The sequence below is a fragment of the Streptomyces vilmorinianum genome (assembly GCF_005517195.1).
GTDB lineage: Bacteria > Actinomycetota > Actinomycetes > Streptomycetales > Streptomycetaceae > Streptomyces > Streptomyces vilmorinianum.
This window is the reverse complement of sequence record NZ_CP040244.1, coordinates 4243876-4260268: the sequence shown is the minus strand read 5'-3', so window position 1 is coordinate 4260268 and position 16393 is coordinate 4243876. Positions and strand designations below refer to the sequence as shown.

Genomic DNA, 16393 nt, shown 5'->3' with positions numbered 1-16393 from the left:
ACATGAACCTGTCAATCTCGATGGGGGGAATCCTCGAATCCGGACGGTGCCCGCGGCAAGAACGCCTTTCGGCCGATCTACGCGCGTCCATGTGGTCCAAAGTCGTGTGGGCGCCGGGGGCGGGTGGAGGTCCCTCCGTGGCCGACGCGAGCGGAGAGTGGAGTGCAAACGCTTACCGGACTTTGCTGACGTACTTTCAGGAGGTGCTGATGGGCCCGGGGTCGGGGGCCGTGGTGTGAGGCGAGAAAGCGGAGGGACTCGTACCGATTCTCCAGTTCAACCCCCGAGGCACCCCGCCCCCGCGCCTCGTGCACGGCCACCACCGGCACCCCGGCGGACAGGGCCCCGGTCGGCGTCGCGAAGGAGTAGCGGGCGCACACTTCCCCGTGCCGCCTCGGCCGGGGCCGTGAGGGTGCCCGGTCCGCGTTGCCTCGGAAGAGGGGGCGTCCAGGGGGCAGTGGTCCGGACGCCGGCACCTCCCAATGCCGCAATCGTGCCCCTTCGCCCCAGCGGGCCGGGTGTCCGGTTCCCGCCGCCTTCCCGTCGCCGTCGGGAGCCCACCCCGTGTGCGCCGACGTCAGAGCGCCGCGTACACCGCCTCGACCAGGGCCATTTTGCGAGGGTCGTCCGCGATGTCGGGCCCCATGCGGTTCATCACGTAGCCCAGCGAGACGCCCGATTCCGGGTCCGCCAGGCCGCAGGAGCCACCGAAACCGTCGTGTCCGAAGGCCCGGGGGTTGGGGCCGTAGGAGGAGTTGGGGCCGCTGAGCCAGAGGCCGAGGGCGCACTCCGTGTCATGGGCGAAGCCCGCGCCCAGCATCAGGTCCCGACAGGCTCCCTGTCCCTCACGCGCGCGTTCCGCGGCCTGCTCGGAGAGGACGCGGTGGTCTCCCGACCGGCCTCGCCCGGCGAAGACCCCGTACAGCGTGGCGACCGCGCGGGCCGTTCCGTGCCCGTTCGCCGCAGGCAGCTCGGCGGCGCGCCACTCGGGGCTGTTGGCCTGCGCGGCACCGACGAGCGGGTTGGCCAGGGCGGCCTGCGCCGCGGGCGCCAACTGGGCGAAGACCGCAGCCTGTTCGCCGGCCGAGGCGGCGCGCGGATGCACCAGCTCCGCCGCCCGGTCCGCCTCCTTCTCGGGCAGCCCGATGGTGAAGTCGACGTCCAGAGGGCCGGTGATCTCGTCGCGGAGGAAGGCGCTGGGCAGCCGGCCGGTGATGCGCCGGATCACCTCGCCGACCAGGAAGCCGTACGTCATCGCGTGGTAGCCGGACCGGGTGCCGGGCTCCCACCACGGCTCCGTCGCGGCCAGCCGGGCGGTCGTCACCTCCCAGTCGTAGAACTCCTCGAGGGTCAGCGGCTCCCGCAGACCCGCCAGACCCGCGCGGTGGGAGAGGAGGTGGCGTACGGGAAGCGCCTCCTTGCCGGCCGCGCCGAACTCGGGCCAGTACGCGGCGACCGGAGCGTCGAGATCGAGCAGCCCGCGGTCCGCCAGCAGGTGGGCGCAGAGCGCGGTCACGCCCTTGGTCGTGGACCAGACGTTGACCAGCGTGTCGCGTTCCCAGCGGCACGTGCGGGCGGCGTCCGCCCAGCCGCCCCACAGGTCCACCACGGTCTCGCCGTGGATCTGGACCGTCACCGCGGCGCCGAGCTCGTCCCGCTCGCGGAAGTTGGACGCGAAGGCGTCCCGTACCGCGCCGAAGCGGGGGTCGCAGTGGCCCTCGATCACGGGGGCGGGCGAAGCGTGATGCTCGGGCTCGTGCATGACGTCCTCCAGGGCGCTCGGGCGACTCCACCGCAACGTACCGACTGGTCGGAACGGAGGGAAGGGCCGTGCGGACCGCGCATATCTCCGAGGCGACTGTCCGTGGCGGCCCTTACTCTGTGTCTCAGTTCGCGATCTATGAGGGGGGGTCCTCGAGGTCGCTTGTTCACCCATGCGCACACACGAGGTGATGCACCATGACTTCCGCCACCCCGGACCACGAGACGGCGCCGGACGTCAACAGCTTCCAGGTCGATCTGCGCGGGCTGGTCGACCTGTTGTCCCACCATCTCTACTCCAGCCCCCGGGTCTACGTCCGCGAGCTGCTGCAGAACGCCGTGGACGCCGTCACCGCCCGGCAGGCCCTCGACCCCGCCGCGCGGATCCGCATCCGGCTCCACGCCGCCGACGGCACGGTCTCCATCGAGGACAGCGGCATCGGTCTGACGTCCGACGAGGTCCACACCCTGCTCGCCACCATCGGCCGCAGCTCCAAGCGCGGTGGCGAGCACGGACTGGAGTCGGCACGCCGCGAGTTCCTCGGCCAGTTCGGCATCGGCCTGCTCGCCTGCTTCGTGGTGGCACGCCGGATCAGGGTGGTCAGCCGGTCCGCACGCACCCCCGGCGCCGCGCCGGTGGAGTGGCTCGCCTCCGACGACGGCTCGTACACGGTCCGGGTGCTGCCCGACGAGGCCCGCCCCGAGCCCGGCACCACCGTGTACCTGGAGGCGCGCCCCGGCGCCGGTGAGTGGATGGAGCCCTCCCGCGTCGAGGAACTGGCCCAGGACTTCGGCTCCCTGCTCCCGTACGACATCACCTTCGCCGGCGCGGACGGCGACGAGCGCCCGGTCACCGACCGCCCCGCCGTCTGGGACCGCGCCTACCCGACCCCGGCCGCCCGCCGCGTGGCGCTCGCCGGGCACTGCGCGCGCGTCTTCGGATTCACCCCGCTCGACACGATCGACCTCGACCTGCCGGTCGCCGGAGTACGCGGAGTGGCGTACGTCCTGCCGGAGCCGACCAGCCCCGCGCACAGGGCCGGGCACCGCGCCTACCTCAAGGGCATGCTGCTCACCGACCACGCGAGCAACCTGCTGCCCGACTGGGCCTTCTTCGTACGGGCCGTGGTGGACACGGACTCGCTGCGGCCCACCGCCTCGCGCGAGAACCTGTACGACGACGAGACGCTCGCCGCCGTTCGCGACGCGCTCGGCGCCCGCGTCCGGCAGTGGCTGGCCGAGCTCGCCGCGGGCGACCCGCAACGGCTCGCGGCCTTCCTGCGCGTCCACCACCTCGGCGTGAAGTCCCTGGCGCGCCACGACGCGGAGCTCTTCGAGCTCATGCTGCCCTGGCTGCCCTTCGAGACCAGCGACGGGCAGCTCAACCTGGAGGAGTTCGCCGCCGCGCACGACGAGATCCACTTCACCCGCACCGTGGAGGAGTTCCGGCAGATCGCCCCGATCGCCGCCGCTCACGGCCTCGGTGTCGTCAACGCCGGCTATACCTACGACGCCGAACTGCTCGCTCTGCTGCCCGCCGTGCGGCCCGGGGTGAAGGTCACCGAACTCGACGCGGGAGCCGTCACCGACCGACTGGACCCGGTCTCCACCACCGCCGAGCTGGCCCTCGCGCGCTTCCTCGCCACCGCCCGCACCCGCCTGGACCCGCACGGCTGCGACGTGGCGCTGCGCGCGTTCCAGCCGGTGAGCGTGCCCGCCCTGTTCCTGGACGACCGCCAGGCGCGGCACGAGCGGGACCGGGCCACCGCCCAGGAGAACGCCGACTCGCTGTGGAGCGACATCCTCGGCTCCCTGCGCGGCTCGGCACCCCGCGCACGGCTCGTCCTGAACCACAACAACCCGCTGATCCGCCGGATCGCCGGGCTGCCCGACGACGAACTCACCGGCACCGCCGTCGAGTCGCTGTACGGCCAGGCCCTGCTGATGTCGCAGCGGCCCCTGCGCCCCGCCGACTCCGCCCTGCTCAACCGGGCCTTCCTCGGTCTCCTGGAATGGGCGACCCACTCCACCGCCGCCGCGAACCCCCAGGAGAACCAGAAGTGACCACCCTGACCCCCGAGGAGATCCACCGCGCGCTCGACGAGAACGCCCGGGCCCCGTACGGGACGGCGCGCAACACCCACGCGGAGGCGCTCGGCGCGGCCGCCGAGGCCACCGGCGACCGCGAGCTGTTCCGCCGAGCGCTCGTCGGCATGATCGAGGCGTACGAGTACAGCGCGGAGCGCACCAAGATGGTGGTCCCCTTCGCCCGGCTGCTCCAGGAGTACGACCGCGACCCGGGCTCCTTCGGCGCCCACGAGGTGCACCGTCTGTTCTGGCGCTTCAAGTGGGTCGCCGGACGGATCGTCGAGTCCCCCGAGATCCCGCTCACCGCGGTGGACGGCTGGCTGACGGACATGGAGCGCCGCTACCGACTGGCCGGCTACAGCGAACGGGCCGTGCGGCAGGCCGAGTTCCATCTGGCCGACGCGACCGGCGACCAGGCCCGGATGGAGCGGGCCATCGCCGGCTGGGCGGCCGCCGAGCGTGACACGATGAGCGACTGCCACGCCTGCGAGACCAACACCCAGGGCTGGTACTGGGCGCGCAAGGGCGACGACGCCAAGGCCATCGAGGTCTGGGAGCCCGTGCTCTCCGGTGGCCGGTCGTGCATGGAGGAGCCCCACCGGGTCCTCGCGCTCTCCCTGCTGCCCCTGGTCCGCCTCGGCCGCGGCGACGAGGCCCGCTCGTACCACCTCCGGGGATACCGCATGGTCCGCGGCAAGGAGAGCCTGCTCCGCTCGGTCGGCGAGCACATCGAGTTCTGCGCCCTGACCGGGAACGAGTCACGCGGCCTCGAGATCCTCGCCGAGCACGCCGCCCACCTCGGCCCGCTCGCGGACGTCGAATCGCAGATGGAGTTCGCCGGGGGCGTGCTCGTCCTGCTGCGCCGGCTCACCGACCTGGGACACGGGGACGGCCCCACCGTCTCCCACCAGGGGACGAACCGCACCGTGAAGGAGCTGTACGAGCTGCTGTACGCCGAGGCCACGGGCATCGCCGCCCGCTTCGACGCACGCAACGGGACGGCGCTCGTCTCCCGGCGTCTGGTCGACCGGATCGGACAGCAGCCACTGGTCGCGGCGCTTCCCCTGGGCGTGCGCAGCGCGGAGCTGCCGTCCGCGAGCGCGGCACGTCCGACCGCCGCCCGCGGCACCGGAGAGGACGGTACGGACGCGGAGTTCACCGCGCTCCTCGACCGCGCCCGCGCGGCCCGGCAGCAGGGGCATCCGTCCACCGAGGCCCTGTGGGCGCGGGTGGCCCGGCTCGCCGAGACCGGCCAGGGGGGCGCGGACGGCGCCGACCTCTCCGACCCGGCACTCGCCGGAGACCTGCTCGCGCACCGGGCCGCGACCGCGGCGCGTACCGGCGACCCGGCGGCCCGCGCCCTGTACGCGGAGGCGGCCGCCTCCTACCGCGCGGCCGGACAGCACAGCCGGGCGGCCCACGCGCAGCTCGGAGTCGCCGGATCCGCCGCCCAGTTCGACGCCGAACCCGACGAGGTACGGGAGCTGCTCGGCGCCGCCGCGCGGGCGGCGCAGGCACTCGACGAGAACGACCCGGAACGCCTGCGGCGCCTCGTCGGGTCCGAACTCACCACCCTGCGGATCGAGTCGTACCTGCGCGAGCGCGCGACGGACGGGCCGGCATCGCCCGTGGACACCCGCCTGGTCGCCGAGCTGGAGGGCCTCGTCGCCGCGTACGGCGACGAGACGGCGGCCCTGACGGCCGGCCCGGGGAGCGCGGCCGACCTGCTCGCCGACGCCGAACTGATGCTGGCCAAGCTGGCTCTCGCGGTGGACGACCTCGACCGGGCGGCGCCGCTGCTCACCTCGGCGGCGCGACGCCTCCTGGCCGCGGAGCAGCCCTGGGACGCGGTGGAACCGCTGTCCCTGCAGGCGAGCGTGCTGGCCGCGCGCGGACAACTGGACGACGCCGAGTCCACCGCCCGTACCGCGCTCGCTCACGCCGCCGAGCTGACCGAAGGGGCCGACCAGGCCGGCGTACGGCTGACCCTCGCGGACATCCTGCTCCGCCGGGGCGACCATGCCGAGGAGGCGGCGCTGCTCGCCCTCGACGCGACGCACTGGCTCGACGAGGCCGGACTCGCGGCGACGGCCGGGGCCCGCGCGAGGCTGCTCCTCGCACGGGCGTACGCGGCGGCCGAGCGCACCGCCGAGGCCACGGAGGTGCTCCAGTCCGCGCTGCCGGACCTGGTGGAGCACGGCGAGGGGGAGGGCGTACAGGCCAGGGAGCTGCTCGGTGGACTGCTGCGGGAGCTGCACGACCCGCGCGCCGCCGCCGAGCAGTATCTGCTGGCCGCGGAGACCGCCAAGAGATGGGACGACCCCCGGTTCGAGGCCGGTCTCGCCCACTCGGCCGCGGAGGCACTCGCCGACGGCGGACTGCACGCGGAGGCCGAAGCCGCCTACGGGCGGTCCCTTGAGCGTTGGCGGCGAGCGGGCGGCAACCCGGTGGCCGAGGCGCGGGTGCTGCGCTCGCTGGCATGGCTGGCGGCGGAGGACGAGGAGTCCGGCGACGGGTTCACCCGCGCGCGTGCCCTGATGGAGGAGGCACTCTCCGTCGTCGACGACTCCGACGAGGCCGGGATGCGGTACGAGCGGGCCCAGACCTGGCAGCAGCTCGCCCGGCTGCTCCAGGACGAGCTTGAGGACGAGGACGAGGACGAAGGTGAGGGTGAGGACGAGGGTGAGGAGGGCCGGCCCTCACCGGAGGGGCGGGCCACCCGCGAGCAGATGGTCCTCCTCCTCGACCAGGCCGCCGCGCTCTACGCGGAGTTCGGAGCGGACGCACTCCACGAGCGCTTCCAGTGCGTGGCCTACGCGGCGTGGACGGAACAGGAGCTGGGCCGTACGGAGAGCGGCATCGCCCGGTTGACCACGCTCGTCACCGAACTCGGCACGCTCGAAGGCCCTGCCGCGGCCGACATCACGACGCGAGCGGAGAGTCTGCTCGAACAACTGAGGTGACGTCCCGCGTCTCCGGGGGGTGCGGACCGCCCCGGAGACGCGAGTTCTCTCCGTATCGGAGGGTTCACCCGGTTCCACCGGTTCACCCCATGGTCAGCCGGCCCCGACGGGCAGCGGCCCGACCCTGGAGGCGAGGCGCACCGGGAGCTCCAGCAGACGGACGCCTTCCTGCTCGTCGGGATCGGTCCGCGCGACCAGACAGACCATGTCCTCGGCCAGATCCTGCCCGTGCCACACCTCCACCTGGTCGGACTGGACGAAGGTGGCCGACTCGTGTCCCTCGTGCAGATGAGGGCGGCCGCGCGTCCCGGCGGGCATCACCAGCCGGTGCAGGCACAACCGCTCCGCCCCCGCCGACTGGGCGCTGATGCCCACGCCGAACGCGCCTTCCTGGCACCGCTTCAGATCTGCCATGTGCGCAGTACAGCAGCACGTCCGAGGCGTTCGAGCAGATCCCGCCACCCCTCTGCGTCACGAGGAGGTGTGGGGGCAGGTGCCGCGGTACTCCTCGATGGTCAGGCTGGGGCGGGGCAGCGGGCAGAGGAACTGTTCGTAGCGGGTGTCGTTGTCGATGAAGCGCTTGAGCGACGAGATGCTGTACTTCGCGATCGTGGTGTTGGACGTGTTGGGCGAGAAGTGGGTCGCGTTGTTGAGCTCCAGGTACGCCTTGTCGAGCGAGCCGGGAAGGCTCTCGTAGAACGGCTCCGAGTGGGTGGCGACCGGGGCGACGGTGTCGCCGTCCGCGCCCACGACCAGCGTCGGCGTCTGGATCTCGGGCCAGGTCTTGTCGGTGTTCCAGGCGGTGAGCGGAATGGCGGCCTGCAGGGAGGGCCGTGTCTTGGCGGCTTCGAGTGCGCCGCCACCGCCCATCGAGTGCCCCATGACGCCGAGACGGCTGCTGTCGACGCGGTCGCGGACGGAGCTGCGCTGGGTGAGGTGGTCGAGTGCGGCGAGGAGTTGACGCCCCCGGCTGTCCGGCTGGTCGAGCGTGGTGAGGGTGTCGATCGTGAAGACGACGAAGCCCTGGGAGGCGAGACGCGGTCCGAGCCACGCGATGGAGGACTGGGTCCCGGTGAACCCGGGGGAGATGACGACCGCGCCGAACGTGCCGTCGGCGGTCGAGGTCGGGTAGTAGATGGTGCCCCCGCCGAAGCCGGTGGCGGCGAGGGAGGAGACGCTGGTGCCGGCGACGGCGTACGGGCCGCGCAGCGCCTCGATACTGGCGTCGGTGGGTGCCGGGCCGCGCTCGTAGGGGTGGTCCGCGGCCTGCGCGCCCGGTGCGGCGAGCAGGGTGAGGGAGCAGAGGGCCGCGGCGGCGGCGAGGTGTCGTTTCACGACGGAGTCGTCCTCTCGTGTCGTGTACGGCTGCCACCGGAGGCTGGGGCAGCCGTGGAATTGACAGGCCCGGTCACTGTCCGGGCCACGAGGGACGAAGGCATCGGCAGAACCACCGGTGGCGGACTCACGTCAACGGCATCACTCCGGCTGAGCGGCGCCCCACGCCTTCGCCAGCCCTTCCAGCCACACGGGAGGCAGCTCGGCGTGCTCCCACTCCGCCCGCAGTGCGGACGGCTCGGTGGTGAGACGTTCGAGCACGGCGACGCTGGTGGGGGAGTGGAGGAGGGAGTAGCGCCCGTGGATCGCGACATCGCTGCCCGGGCCGTACCGGTCGTACAGCAGGGCCAGCTGTGCGTGCCGGCTCTCGGCGAACTCCTCGAGCCGTCCGGCGTATCCGCCGCGTTCCGAGGCGCTCATCGTGCCCAGAACGGCGGACAGGACCTCCTGGGACACCTCGGGGTCGAGCTCGGAGAGGTGCGTGAACGACAGGTAGAGCGGGGTGACCGCCACCTTCGCCCGCTCCACGTCCACCCTTCCGACCGGGGGATGGACGTGCGGGGTGTCCGGCTCTTCCTCCTCTTGGACGGCGCGCCCCAGGGCGCTCTCGGCGGCGCGGTGGAGTGCGTCGCCGACGGCCCGGGCACCGGCGAGCCACCCGGTGGTGTACGGCTCGCCCTTCCCCTCCGGGGCGCTGCCCTCGATCTCGCCGACCTCACGGTGTGCCCCCGCGAGAGCGCCGGCCTCGACGAGCGCGATCAGCTCCTCGGCCTCGTCCCGAAACACACCGGCGCGGCCGAGGAGTTCGAGGAGGGTCGTCTTCGCGTTCATGACGCTGGCCGAGTCCAGCAGGTACCCGCCTTCGTCGGCGGCGTTCATGGCGTCCTCCTCTGCGTGCGGGACATGGAGATTCTTTCAGTGGGCGGTGGCGTGGGGGCGCGGCAGGGGGCCGACTCCGACCGGAGCACACGGTTGGCGGCGGCCCCTCCGCCCTGTCCGGGTCCGCTCCGCGTCAGCTCTGTATGAGAAAGACGGCTTCCGCGCACGGGGTGCAGGTCAGGACGTAGCCGAGACCGCCACCGAGGTTGGCCGCCGTAGCGGAGTCGTTGCCTTCCTCCAGGTGCGCCACGAACTCCATGGCCTGACCGCAGCCCTGACAGTTCGGCCGCTGCTCCTCGTAGTACCAGGACGGCTCACCCCCGAGCGAGCCGAGAACGGCGCGCCCCCGGCCGCAGCGGGTCGCGTACGTCTGTCGGGCGGAGTCGTAGCCGGCCGCCTCGTCGACGGTCTCCGTCCTGATCGCGGAGACCGCCCCGAGCCGGGTCTCGCCCTCGGTGGGAACGGTCGCGGGGACCAGCCCGTCGTGGGGGAACAGGTAGGCGCGGTTGCCGCCGTCGAAGGCCTCCCACTCCTCGCACTGACCGGGATCGTTCGCGCACTTGAACACGGAGACCACTCCGTGGTCCCGCGGCAGGTGCGCAAGGAACTGCATCGCGCCCTCGCACGTGCCGCACTCCGGCCAGGTGAAGCCGACGGGCACGAGCGGGACGCCCCCGGTGCGCGGCCCGGCGGCCGTCTCGCTCGTCGTTCCGTCGTAGATCATGAGTGTCTCGGCCATGAGCGGGAGCTTACGACGGACCTCTGACGATGATCGTGCCGCGTCGGCGAGGGCGCGGATCTGCCGGCCCGTCAGCCGACCCGTCTGCCGGCCCGTCAGCCGGGAAACGGCCCGTCGACGAGGGCCTGTTGCGGCACCGAGCCCGACGCCCGCGCGAGCGGGCCCGCTGCCCCGCTGGGCAGCGAGCCCGTTTCCGTACCCCTTCGCGCGGGTCAGCCGAGGGCGCCGAGCAGCTCGTCGCACGCCTGCTCGCAGGAGCGGCAGGCCTCGGCGCAGAGGCGGCAGTGGTCGTGCATGTCCGCGTGCGAGGCGCATTCGTCGCCGCACGCCCTGCAGGCCACGGCGCACGCCTGAAGCATGGCGCGGGTGATGTTGGCGTCGTACCCGGTGTGCCGGGAGAGGACCGCGGCCGTGGTGGTGCAGATGTCGGCGCAGTCCATGTCGGTGCGGATGCACTTGGTCAGGTCGCCGACCATGCCCTCGGACAGACAGGCGTCCGCACACGCGGTACACGCCTGGGCGCAGGCGACGCATTCCTCGATGCACCGCGTGAGCTTGTCGCGGTCCACGGCGCCGAGATCGGCCGGGTAGGTGGCGAGCATGTCCTTGACGGTGCTGGTCATCGCGATGCCTCCTGATGCCGTGGGGTCGGCGGACCGGTCAGCCGTGTCGTGAGCAAGCCGCGGAAGACCCCGGTACACGTCCAGCTAACCCCTCCCACCGCGGTCATGCCCGGCGGGGAGCACTCCCGGGAGGCGCGATGTGCATACCGAGTGCTGTGAGGGATACCCGCACTCCGAGGGACACGTGAGCCCGAGGCGGCGGCCCACCGGTCCGCAGCCCGTTTCCGAGGAGGACTACCGATGCGTTTCTACGACCATCGTCAGGCGGGCGAGGAACTCGCCGCCCGGCTCGTCGAATGGGCGGCCGACGGCGACCTCACGAACGCCCTCGTCCTGGCACTGCCGCGCGGCGGGGTGCCCGTCGCGGCGGAGGTCGCCCGGGCGCTCAGGGTGCCACTGGACGTCATCGTGGCCCGCAAGATCGGCGCGCCCGGCAGTCCGGAAGTGGGTATCGGCGCGATCGCGGGCGAGGATCCCCCGGTCTACGACACGCAGGCCCTCCACATGCTCGGCCTGACCGAGGACGACCTCGCCGCCGACGTGGCCCGGGAGAGGGCCGAACTGCACCGCCGCGAAGACCTGTACCGCCGTGGACGCCCCGCGCCCGATGTCGAGGGCAGGACCGTGATCCTGATCGACGACGGGCTCGCCACCGGCGTCACCGCGCGTGCCGCGCTGCGCCGTCTGCGTACCGGTCGCCCGGCCCGTCTGGTCCTCGCCGTGCCGGTCTGCGCCCCGGAGGCCGCGGAGACGATCAAGGAGGACGCCGACGACGTCGTATGCCTCCACCGGCCGAGCTCGTTCCGGTCCGTGGGGGAGTGGTACGAGGAGTTCGCGCAGGTCTCCGACGACGAGGTGATCTCCACGCTGCGCAGCCCCGGCCTGGGCCAGGTCCCGAAGTCGAGCTTGTCTCCGTGACGGTATGACGGTGCCGGTGATCGGTACGGGCCCGGGAGGGGACCGCGGGAGGGGGCTGTGGGAGGGGCCGTGGGAGAGGTGGCGACGATCAGAGGGAGCCAGCGGGTGGCTCAACCGGATCCGTGGCCGACGAGCCGGTGATGCCGGCGCTCGGCCCGCCTCTCAGCGCGGCCGGCCGGCAGTCGAGGTAGGCGTCCAGCGCGGCGGCGCCGGTGAGCATGGCGCGGCTTCGGGCCGAGAGGCGGGCGTGCCAGTCGCGCAGCGTCGCCTCGAGCGGCGCGACGCCCCCGGCCGAACGGACCTGGGCGATCAGCGGGGCGACCTGTTCGAGCAGGTAGCCGCCCCGTCTGAGCTGGTGGGCCAGGAGGGCGTCGCGTACGTCGGCCGGGCCGTAGACCCGGTAGCCCGTCCGCGGGTCGCGGCGCGGCTGGACCAGGCCGGCGCGTTCCCATGTGCGCAGAGTGGCCGGGCGGATGCCGAGCCTTCGCGCCAGGGGGCCGACGAACGTGTCGCCGCGTTCCTGCGGTACGGGATCGAGCTCGCGCAACGCGCCTTCGACGGCCTGGAGGGTGCGGCGGTCGTCGAGAAGCTGGACGTGGCTTTCGTCGATGAGCCGAAGCGCGTCCTCGATGGCGTCCCGGTTGACCGCCTGCATGATCGCCGTGGCCGCCTGGTGGCCGTGTCCGGGCACGAGCGCGAGGAACGCGCGCAGGGCTTGCGCGTGCAGCGGTGTGTAGGCGCGGTAGCCATGCGGGCTGCGCTCAGCGGCCGGAAGGATCCCGGCCGCCTCGTAGTTGCGGATCGCCTGCGTGGACAGACCGTGCCGGCGCGCCAGGTCGACCGGCCTGAGTCGGCCACCGCTTTGAAAGTTTTGGCTCACTGTCCTGCCGATATCGACGAAAAGTTTCCACCGTTGGTTCAACGATACCGTTGAAGGTATGACTGCTGATATCACAGACGCCGCCCAAGTCGTCGACCCTGCTGCCGTCATGGGGTTGCTCCCGGCCAGGCCGCGGCTGCTCGCCCTGGGCGAGCCCACCCATGGCGAGGACGTTCTGCTCGACACGCGGAACGAGATCTTCCGGCAACTCGTCGAGCAGGAGGGCTACCGGACGATCGCCATCGAGAGCGACTGCCTGATGGGCCTGGTCGTGGACGACTACGTCACCTCGGGCACGGGCACCCTCGACGAGGTCATGGAGCGCGGCTTCAGCCACGGGTGGGGCGCCTTCGCCGGCAATCGCGAGCTGGTGCGCTGGATGCGCGCGTACAACGACGGCCGACCCGGGCCCGAGCGGCTGCGGTTCGCCGGGTTCGACGGCCCGCTGGAGATCACCGGCGCCGCGAGCCCCCGACAGGCCCTCACCGCGCTCCACGCCTACCTCACCGCCTGGGGTGACGCCGACCTGCTTCCCTGCACCGCGGAAACGCTCGACCGTCTGCTCGGCGCCGACGACCGGTGGACCGATCCCGCCGCGATGAGGGACCCGTCCCAGTCCGTGGGGCAGTCGGCCGAGGCCGGGGAGTTGCGGCTGCTCGCCGATGATCTGGTGGCGCTGCTCGACGCGCAGACGCCGCACCTGGTCGCGGCGACCTCGCGGGACGCCTGGGACCGGGCCCGCCTGTACGGGCGCACCGCCCTCGGCCTGCTGCGCTACCACTTCTCGATGGCCGACACGTCACCCGCCCGCATGGCGCGGCTGCTGGCCCTGCGGGACTCGATGATGGCCGCCAACCTGCTCGCCGTCGCCGAGCGGAGCCCGACGCTGGTGAACGCCCACAACGGCCACCTCCAGCGGAACAAGAGCACGATGCGGATGGGCGGCCTGCCGGTGGAATGGTGGAGCGCCGGCTCGATCGTCAGCGCCCGCATGGGCGAGGGGTACGCCTTCCTCGCCACGGCCCTCGGCACGATCCCCCACCAGGGGGTGGACGCCCCGCCCCCGGACACCGTCGAGGGCCTGCTGTACGCGCTCCCGCGGCAGCGTTACCTCGTCGACGCCCGCCGACTGGCCGCCGCACTCGCCGACGCGACGCCCGCCCCCCGCGTGTCCCCCTGGTACGGCTACTCCCCGCTGGACCCCGCGCACCTGGCCGGCAACGACGGGATCGTGTTCGTCAAGGACGCCCGGCGCGGCTAGGCCCCGACGGCCGACCAGGGCGCACACTCCGCCGGTCCGGCGCCGGCGCCCGTTTGCGGGACTCGGACTCGGGCACGCGCCGCGTGAGCGAATGGGACGGGAGGAGAACGACCATGGCCGGCGACGTTCCCCAGGAGCTGTGGGACGAGTTCCACCGGGTCGTGAACATGACGTCGAGGGAGCTACGGGAGTGGCTTCGCACCTCGTCCGCCACCGAGGCGGCCGAGGTGGTCCCCGACGCGGCCGGCACGGAGACAGGCCGTCGCGTGGCCGACATCCTCGGCAAGCGGCCGGGAGACCTGACCGACGAGGACGTGCGCGTCATGCGTGAGGTCGTGGACACCGTGCGGGGGCAGCGTGTCGCCGGACTCGACACCAAGGCGGGCGACGCCGCGTGGAGACACCGGCTGATGAGCCTGGGCCACGACCCGCTCAAGCCGGTCTGACTGTCGGCTGCACCGGTCTGGTCTGACCGTCGGCTTCACCGGTCCGACCGTTCGTCTTCAGCCGGCGCCGTCGATACCGGTGTCCTCGTGCACGGCGGCTTCCTCGGCCGATGCCACGCCGTCGTCCGGGCCGACATCCCGCGCCACGAGGGTGGCGGGGCCGCCTCCGGTCGGCTGGGTGAGACGGCCCGCTCGGGAAGCGCCCGACTCGGGGTCGACCGGCTCGCCCTCGCCGTTCGCCAGATCACCGATGTCGTCGCCCGGCGGGGGCGTGACATCGGGGAGCTCCTGGGCGAGGCGCGCGTCGAGCGACTCGCCCTCGCGCCCTTCCCGGAGGGTCGTGCCGTGCCGGGTGACGGCCTGCGGCCGGTCTGGCGGCGAGTACCCGGGCTGACTCAGGTCGTCCGTGGGTTCCGTATCGAGCGCGTTGTCCGGGTCGAGCTCGCCACTCGGACGGTTGGCACCGTCCGTGTGCTCGGGCTGGTAGACATCGTCTCCGCGGGAGGCGGGCTGGTTCTCGGACATGAGCGGGCTCCCTTCAGACCTACGGGCGCTTCCCCTGGACCTGGGTGTCAGCTCCGTTCGCCTTCGCCTCCGCTGTCGCCGTAGGGCGGCGGATCGACGGGAGCTCCGGGGGCGTGCCCTTCTCCGCCCGAGTCGGCTGTCCGGAGCTACTGCTTCCGCGATCCTGCGTGGCCATCGGGTCCTCCCTCATTGTCACCCGGCCTGCGCCTACCCACTCGGGCGCAGGGCAGACACCCCGCCTCCCGCGGGAGCGCCTGCCCGTCCGAGCCGCCCCATGAGCCTGACCCGGGCCGTGCCTGGTGGCCCGGGTCGGCGTCGGGGCGAAGGTCAGAAGCCCTGGACGATCACGAGCCGGCCCGGCGGAGCCGGGTCGAGTGAGGGCGGCAGGCACAGCGTCGGTCGCGGAACGTACAGGCTGCTGGTCGAGCGGTCGTGCAACCCCGCCCCGCCTTCGGCGGCGGTGGCCGACGGTGCGACGGCGGGTTGCCGGGGGAGTGTGGCGAGGATGAGGGCCAGAAGCAGCCCGGTGGACCGGTTGCTGAGTATGTCGGCGGCGTCGATGAGACGGTGACGCTGAGCGATGGGCAGGGAGAGCGCGATGCAATGCGGCCGGCCGGGCAGCGGTACGGAGATCGCGGCGCACACTTCGGCGTCGGAGTATTCGAGGAGGTCGAAGTGGGCCCCTTCGGAGCCGTGGCGGTCGAGGGAGTGGAAGAGCGCCTTGTGGTTGGTGATGGTCCTCTCTGTGAGGGGGACGGGTCGCCAGCGCGAGAGGTGGTCCATGCGGGCTTCGTGGGTGAGCTGGGCGAGGAGGCTCTTGCCGACGGCGCTGGCGTGAGCGGCCTCGCGGAACGGCGCGTGCTCGGTGACCTTGGGGATGTCGGGGCCGAAGGCCGAGTAGGGGATGCTGACTTCGCCGTCGGTGTAGGCGCTGACGTACACGGCGGCGCCGGTGTCGTCCCGCAGCCGGTTGAGGACGTGCTGCAGGACGTCCTCCCCGCGGGCGATGGATTCCAGGAGCGGGCCGGTCGTGTGAGTACCGTCGGGCAGGGCGCGGGTGAGGCTGTTGTCCGCGAGCCAGGCCATCAGCTCGGCGGCCTGCGCGGGAGTGCTGCGGGCGGTGCGGGCGACATCGTCCGTGGTCACGGGGGAGCCGGCTTCCCGTACCAGGTAGAGCACGTCCAGGACGCGCAGCGAGGACTCCACCTCGCTTCCCGCCTCCGGCCGGCCGACCGGCCTGCGGCCGGCGCCAGGCTCCCAGACCGACCACGGACGGGACGCGGACCCGGCGCGCGCGGCCGCGGGCTTCAGGCCCTCGTCCGTGTCGGCCGGCGCGGCCGGCGTCGGCACCTCCGCCGCCTCGACGCCGCGGGTGTCCCCAGCCGGCGTCGCCCCACCCGATCCGCCCTGCGCCCTCGCCAGCGGGAGCTTCACGCGCGTGCAGTACGCCAGCAGTTCCTCGTAGAACTCGCCATCCTCCGGCTCGTGTTCTCCGGCCGACGGCGCGGACACGGCCGAGGGCGCGGACACGGCCGCGAGCTCGGTCCGTAGCGCGCCCAGGAGGCCTTCCAGCTCCGGCTCGCGCAGGAACGGTGCGATCAGGAGCGGGGCGTCGCCGTGCCCCCATGCGGCCGCCCGGCACAAGGCCGTCAGGACCGCCGTATGGGCGGGGTACGGGCCACGGGAGGCGCGCAGCGCGAGCACCGCGGCGCGGAACGCCGCCCCGGGGTGCCGCTGGCCACAGGCGACGGCGAACCAGGTCCTCGCGCGCGGGAGGTCTCCTCGCCGCAAGGCACGCGAGCCCATGACGTAGGCGCTGTTGGCGGCCTGACGGTCCTCGGCGAACCGTTCGGCGGTGCGGGTGCCCTGCGGCGGCCGTCCCGGCCAGGCGCCGTCGGGGCGGTCCCAGTGGTCGGCCGGCGCAGCCGGCACGGTGAGGTGCTGGAAGGCCTCGCTGTCGCCGGTCATGACCGCT

Annotated in this window: 14 protein-coding genes; 5 read left to right on the top strand and 9 right to left on the bottom strand. The window is 72.9% G+C overall.

The window, feature by feature from the left end; all coding sequences use genetic code 11:
* Positions 1–577: 577 nt before the first annotated feature.
* On the bottom strand, positions 578–1762 hold the full coding sequence (locus tag FDM97_RS19920) for a serine hydrolase domain-containing protein (protein ID WP_137991736.1): 1185 nt from the start codon (positions 1760–1762) through the stop codon (positions 578–580).
* 197 nt (positions 1763–1959) lie between these two features.
* On the opposite strand from FDM97_RS19920, the gene FDM97_RS19915 reads away from it, so the two are divergent.
* Both FDM97_RS19915 and FDM97_RS19910 read left to right on the top strand, forming a co-directional pair.
* Positions 1960–3825 (top strand): HSP90 family protein, encoded by a 1866-nt coding sequence (locus FDM97_RS19915; protein WP_137991735.1) that lies wholly within the window; start codon positions 1960–1962, stop codon positions 3823–3825.
* Positions 3822–6812, top strand: a complete 2991-nt coding sequence (locus tag FDM97_RS19910) for a tetratricopeptide repeat protein (protein WP_137991734.1) — start codon at positions 3822–3824, stop codon at positions 6810–6812. Before FDM97_RS19915 ends, FDM97_RS19910 begins: the two co-directional genes overlap by 4 nt.
* A gap of 93 nt (positions 6813–6905) precedes the next feature.
* Here FDM97_RS19910 and FDM97_RS19905 read toward each other — a convergent pair whose 3' ends face one another.
* The 5 genes from FDM97_RS19905 to FDM97_RS19885 form a co-directional block, all read right to left on the bottom strand.
* Positions 6906–7226 (bottom strand): cupin domain-containing protein, encoded by a 321-nt coding sequence (locus FDM97_RS19905; RefSeq protein ID WP_137991733.1) that lies wholly within the window; start codon positions 7224–7226, stop codon positions 6906–6908.
* 57 nt (positions 7227–7283) lie between these two features.
* On the bottom strand, positions 7284–8147 hold the full coding sequence (gene bdeA / locus FDM97_RS19900; protein ID WP_137991732.1) for a bis(hydroxyethyl) terephthalate hydrolase: 864 nt from the start codon (positions 8145–8147) through the stop codon (positions 7284–7286).
* A 141-nt stretch (positions 8148–8288) separates the two neighbouring features.
* Positions 8289–9026, bottom strand: a complete 738-nt coding sequence (locus tag FDM97_RS19895) for a hypothetical protein (protein WP_137991731.1) — start codon at positions 9024–9026, stop codon at positions 8289–8291.
* Between the two features lie 133 nt (positions 9027–9159).
* A complete protein-coding gene (locus FDM97_RS19890) occupies positions 9160–9765 on the bottom strand; it encodes a hypothetical protein (protein ID WP_137991730.1) in 606 nt (201 codons plus the stop codon).
* Between the two features lie 212 nt (positions 9766–9977).
* Positions 9978–10388 carry a four-helix bundle copper-binding protein gene (locus tag FDM97_RS19885; protein ID WP_137991729.1) on the bottom strand — a complete coding sequence of 137 codons (411 nt, stop codon included), beginning with the start codon at positions 10386–10388 and terminating at the stop codon, positions 9978–9980.
* 240 nt (positions 10389–10628) lie between these two features.
* Here FDM97_RS19885 and FDM97_RS19880 point away from each other — a divergent pair, with 240 nt between their 5' ends.
* Positions 10629–11306: a phosphoribosyltransferase gene (locus tag FDM97_RS19880; protein WP_137991728.1), complete on the top strand. Its 678-nt coding sequence runs from the start codon at positions 10629–10631 to the stop codon at positions 11304–11306.
* A gap of 88 nt (positions 11307–11394) precedes the next feature.
* Here the strand turns inward: FDM97_RS19880 and FDM97_RS19875 are convergent, their stop codons facing one another.
* Positions 11395–12186, bottom strand: coding sequence for a TioE family transcriptional regulator (locus tag FDM97_RS19875; RefSeq protein ID WP_137991727.1), 792 nt, complete (start codon positions 12184–12186; stop codon positions 11395–11397).
* A 58-nt stretch (positions 12187–12244) separates the two neighbouring features.
* Here FDM97_RS19875 and FDM97_RS19870 point away from each other — a divergent pair, with 58 nt between their 5' ends.
* On the top strand, positions 12245–13447 hold the full coding sequence (locus FDM97_RS19870; RefSeq protein WP_137991726.1) for an erythromycin esterase family protein: 1203 nt from the start codon (positions 12245–12247) through the stop codon (positions 13445–13447).
* A 113-nt stretch (positions 13448–13560) separates the two neighbouring features.
* On the top strand, positions 13561–13893 hold the full coding sequence (locus FDM97_RS19865) for a DUF3140 domain-containing protein (RefSeq protein ID WP_137991725.1): 333 nt from the start codon (positions 13561–13563) through the stop codon (positions 13891–13893).
* A gap of 57 nt (positions 13894–13950) precedes the next feature.
* On the opposite strand, the gene FDM97_RS19860 is transcribed toward FDM97_RS19865, so the two are convergent.
* On the bottom strand, positions 13951–14418 hold the full coding sequence (locus tag FDM97_RS19860) for a DUF5709 domain-containing protein (protein WP_137991724.1): 468 nt from the start codon (positions 14416–14418) through the stop codon (positions 13951–13953).
* Between the two features lie 327 nt (positions 14419–14745).
* On the bottom strand, positions 14746–16386 hold the full coding sequence (locus FDM97_RS19855; RefSeq protein WP_137991723.1) for an IclR family transcriptional regulator domain-containing protein: 1641 nt from the start codon (positions 16384–16386) through the stop codon (positions 14746–14748).
* Positions 16387–16393 lie beyond the last annotated feature (7 nt).

What these genes read in the sequence shown, in the direction of transcription:
- FDM97_RS19880 (WP_137991728.1), top strand. Translation starts at nt 10,629, where the DNA reads ATGCGTTTCTACGACCATCGTCAGGCGGGCGAGGAACTCGCCGCCCGG.
- FDM97_RS19915 (WP_137991735.1), top strand. Translation starts at nt 1,960, where the DNA reads ATGACTTCCGCCACCCCGGACCACGAGACGGCGCCGGACGTCAACAGC.
- FDM97_RS19860 (WP_137991724.1), bottom strand. Translation starts at nt 14,418, where the DNA reads ATGTCCGAGAACCAGCCCGCCTCCCGCGGAGACGATGTCTACCAGCCC.
- FDM97_RS19865 (WP_137991725.1), top strand. Translation starts at nt 13,561, where the DNA reads ATGGCCGGCGACGTTCCCCAGGAGCTGTGGGACGAGTTCCACCGGGTC.
- FDM97_RS19870 (WP_137991726.1), top strand. Translation starts at nt 12,245, where the DNA reads ATGACTGCTGATATCACAGACGCCGCCCAAGTCGTCGACCCTGCTGCC.
- FDM97_RS19890 (WP_137991730.1), bottom strand. Translation starts at nt 9,765, where the DNA reads ATGGCCGAGACACTCATGATCTACGACGGAACGACGAGCGAGACGGCC.
- FDM97_RS19905 (WP_137991733.1), bottom strand. Translation starts at nt 7,226, where the DNA reads ATGGCAGATCTGAAGCGGTGCCAGGAAGGCGCGTTCGGCGTGGGCATC.
- FDM97_RS19920 (WP_137991736.1), bottom strand. Translation starts at nt 1,762, where the DNA reads ATGCACGAGCCCGAGCATCACGCTTCGCCCGCCCCCGTGATCGAGGGC.
- FDM97_RS19885 (WP_137991729.1), bottom strand. Translation starts at nt 10,388, where the DNA reads ATGACCAGCACCGTCAAGGACATGCTCGCCACCTACCCGGCCGATCTC.
- FDM97_RS19895 (WP_137991731.1), bottom strand. Translation starts at nt 9,026, where the DNA reads ATGAACGCCGCCGACGAAGGCGGGTACCTGCTGGACTCGGCCAGCGTC.
- FDM97_RS19855 (WP_137991723.1), bottom strand. Translation starts at nt 16,386, where the DNA reads ATGACCGGCGACAGCGAGGCCTTCCAGCACCTCACCGTGCCGGCTGCG.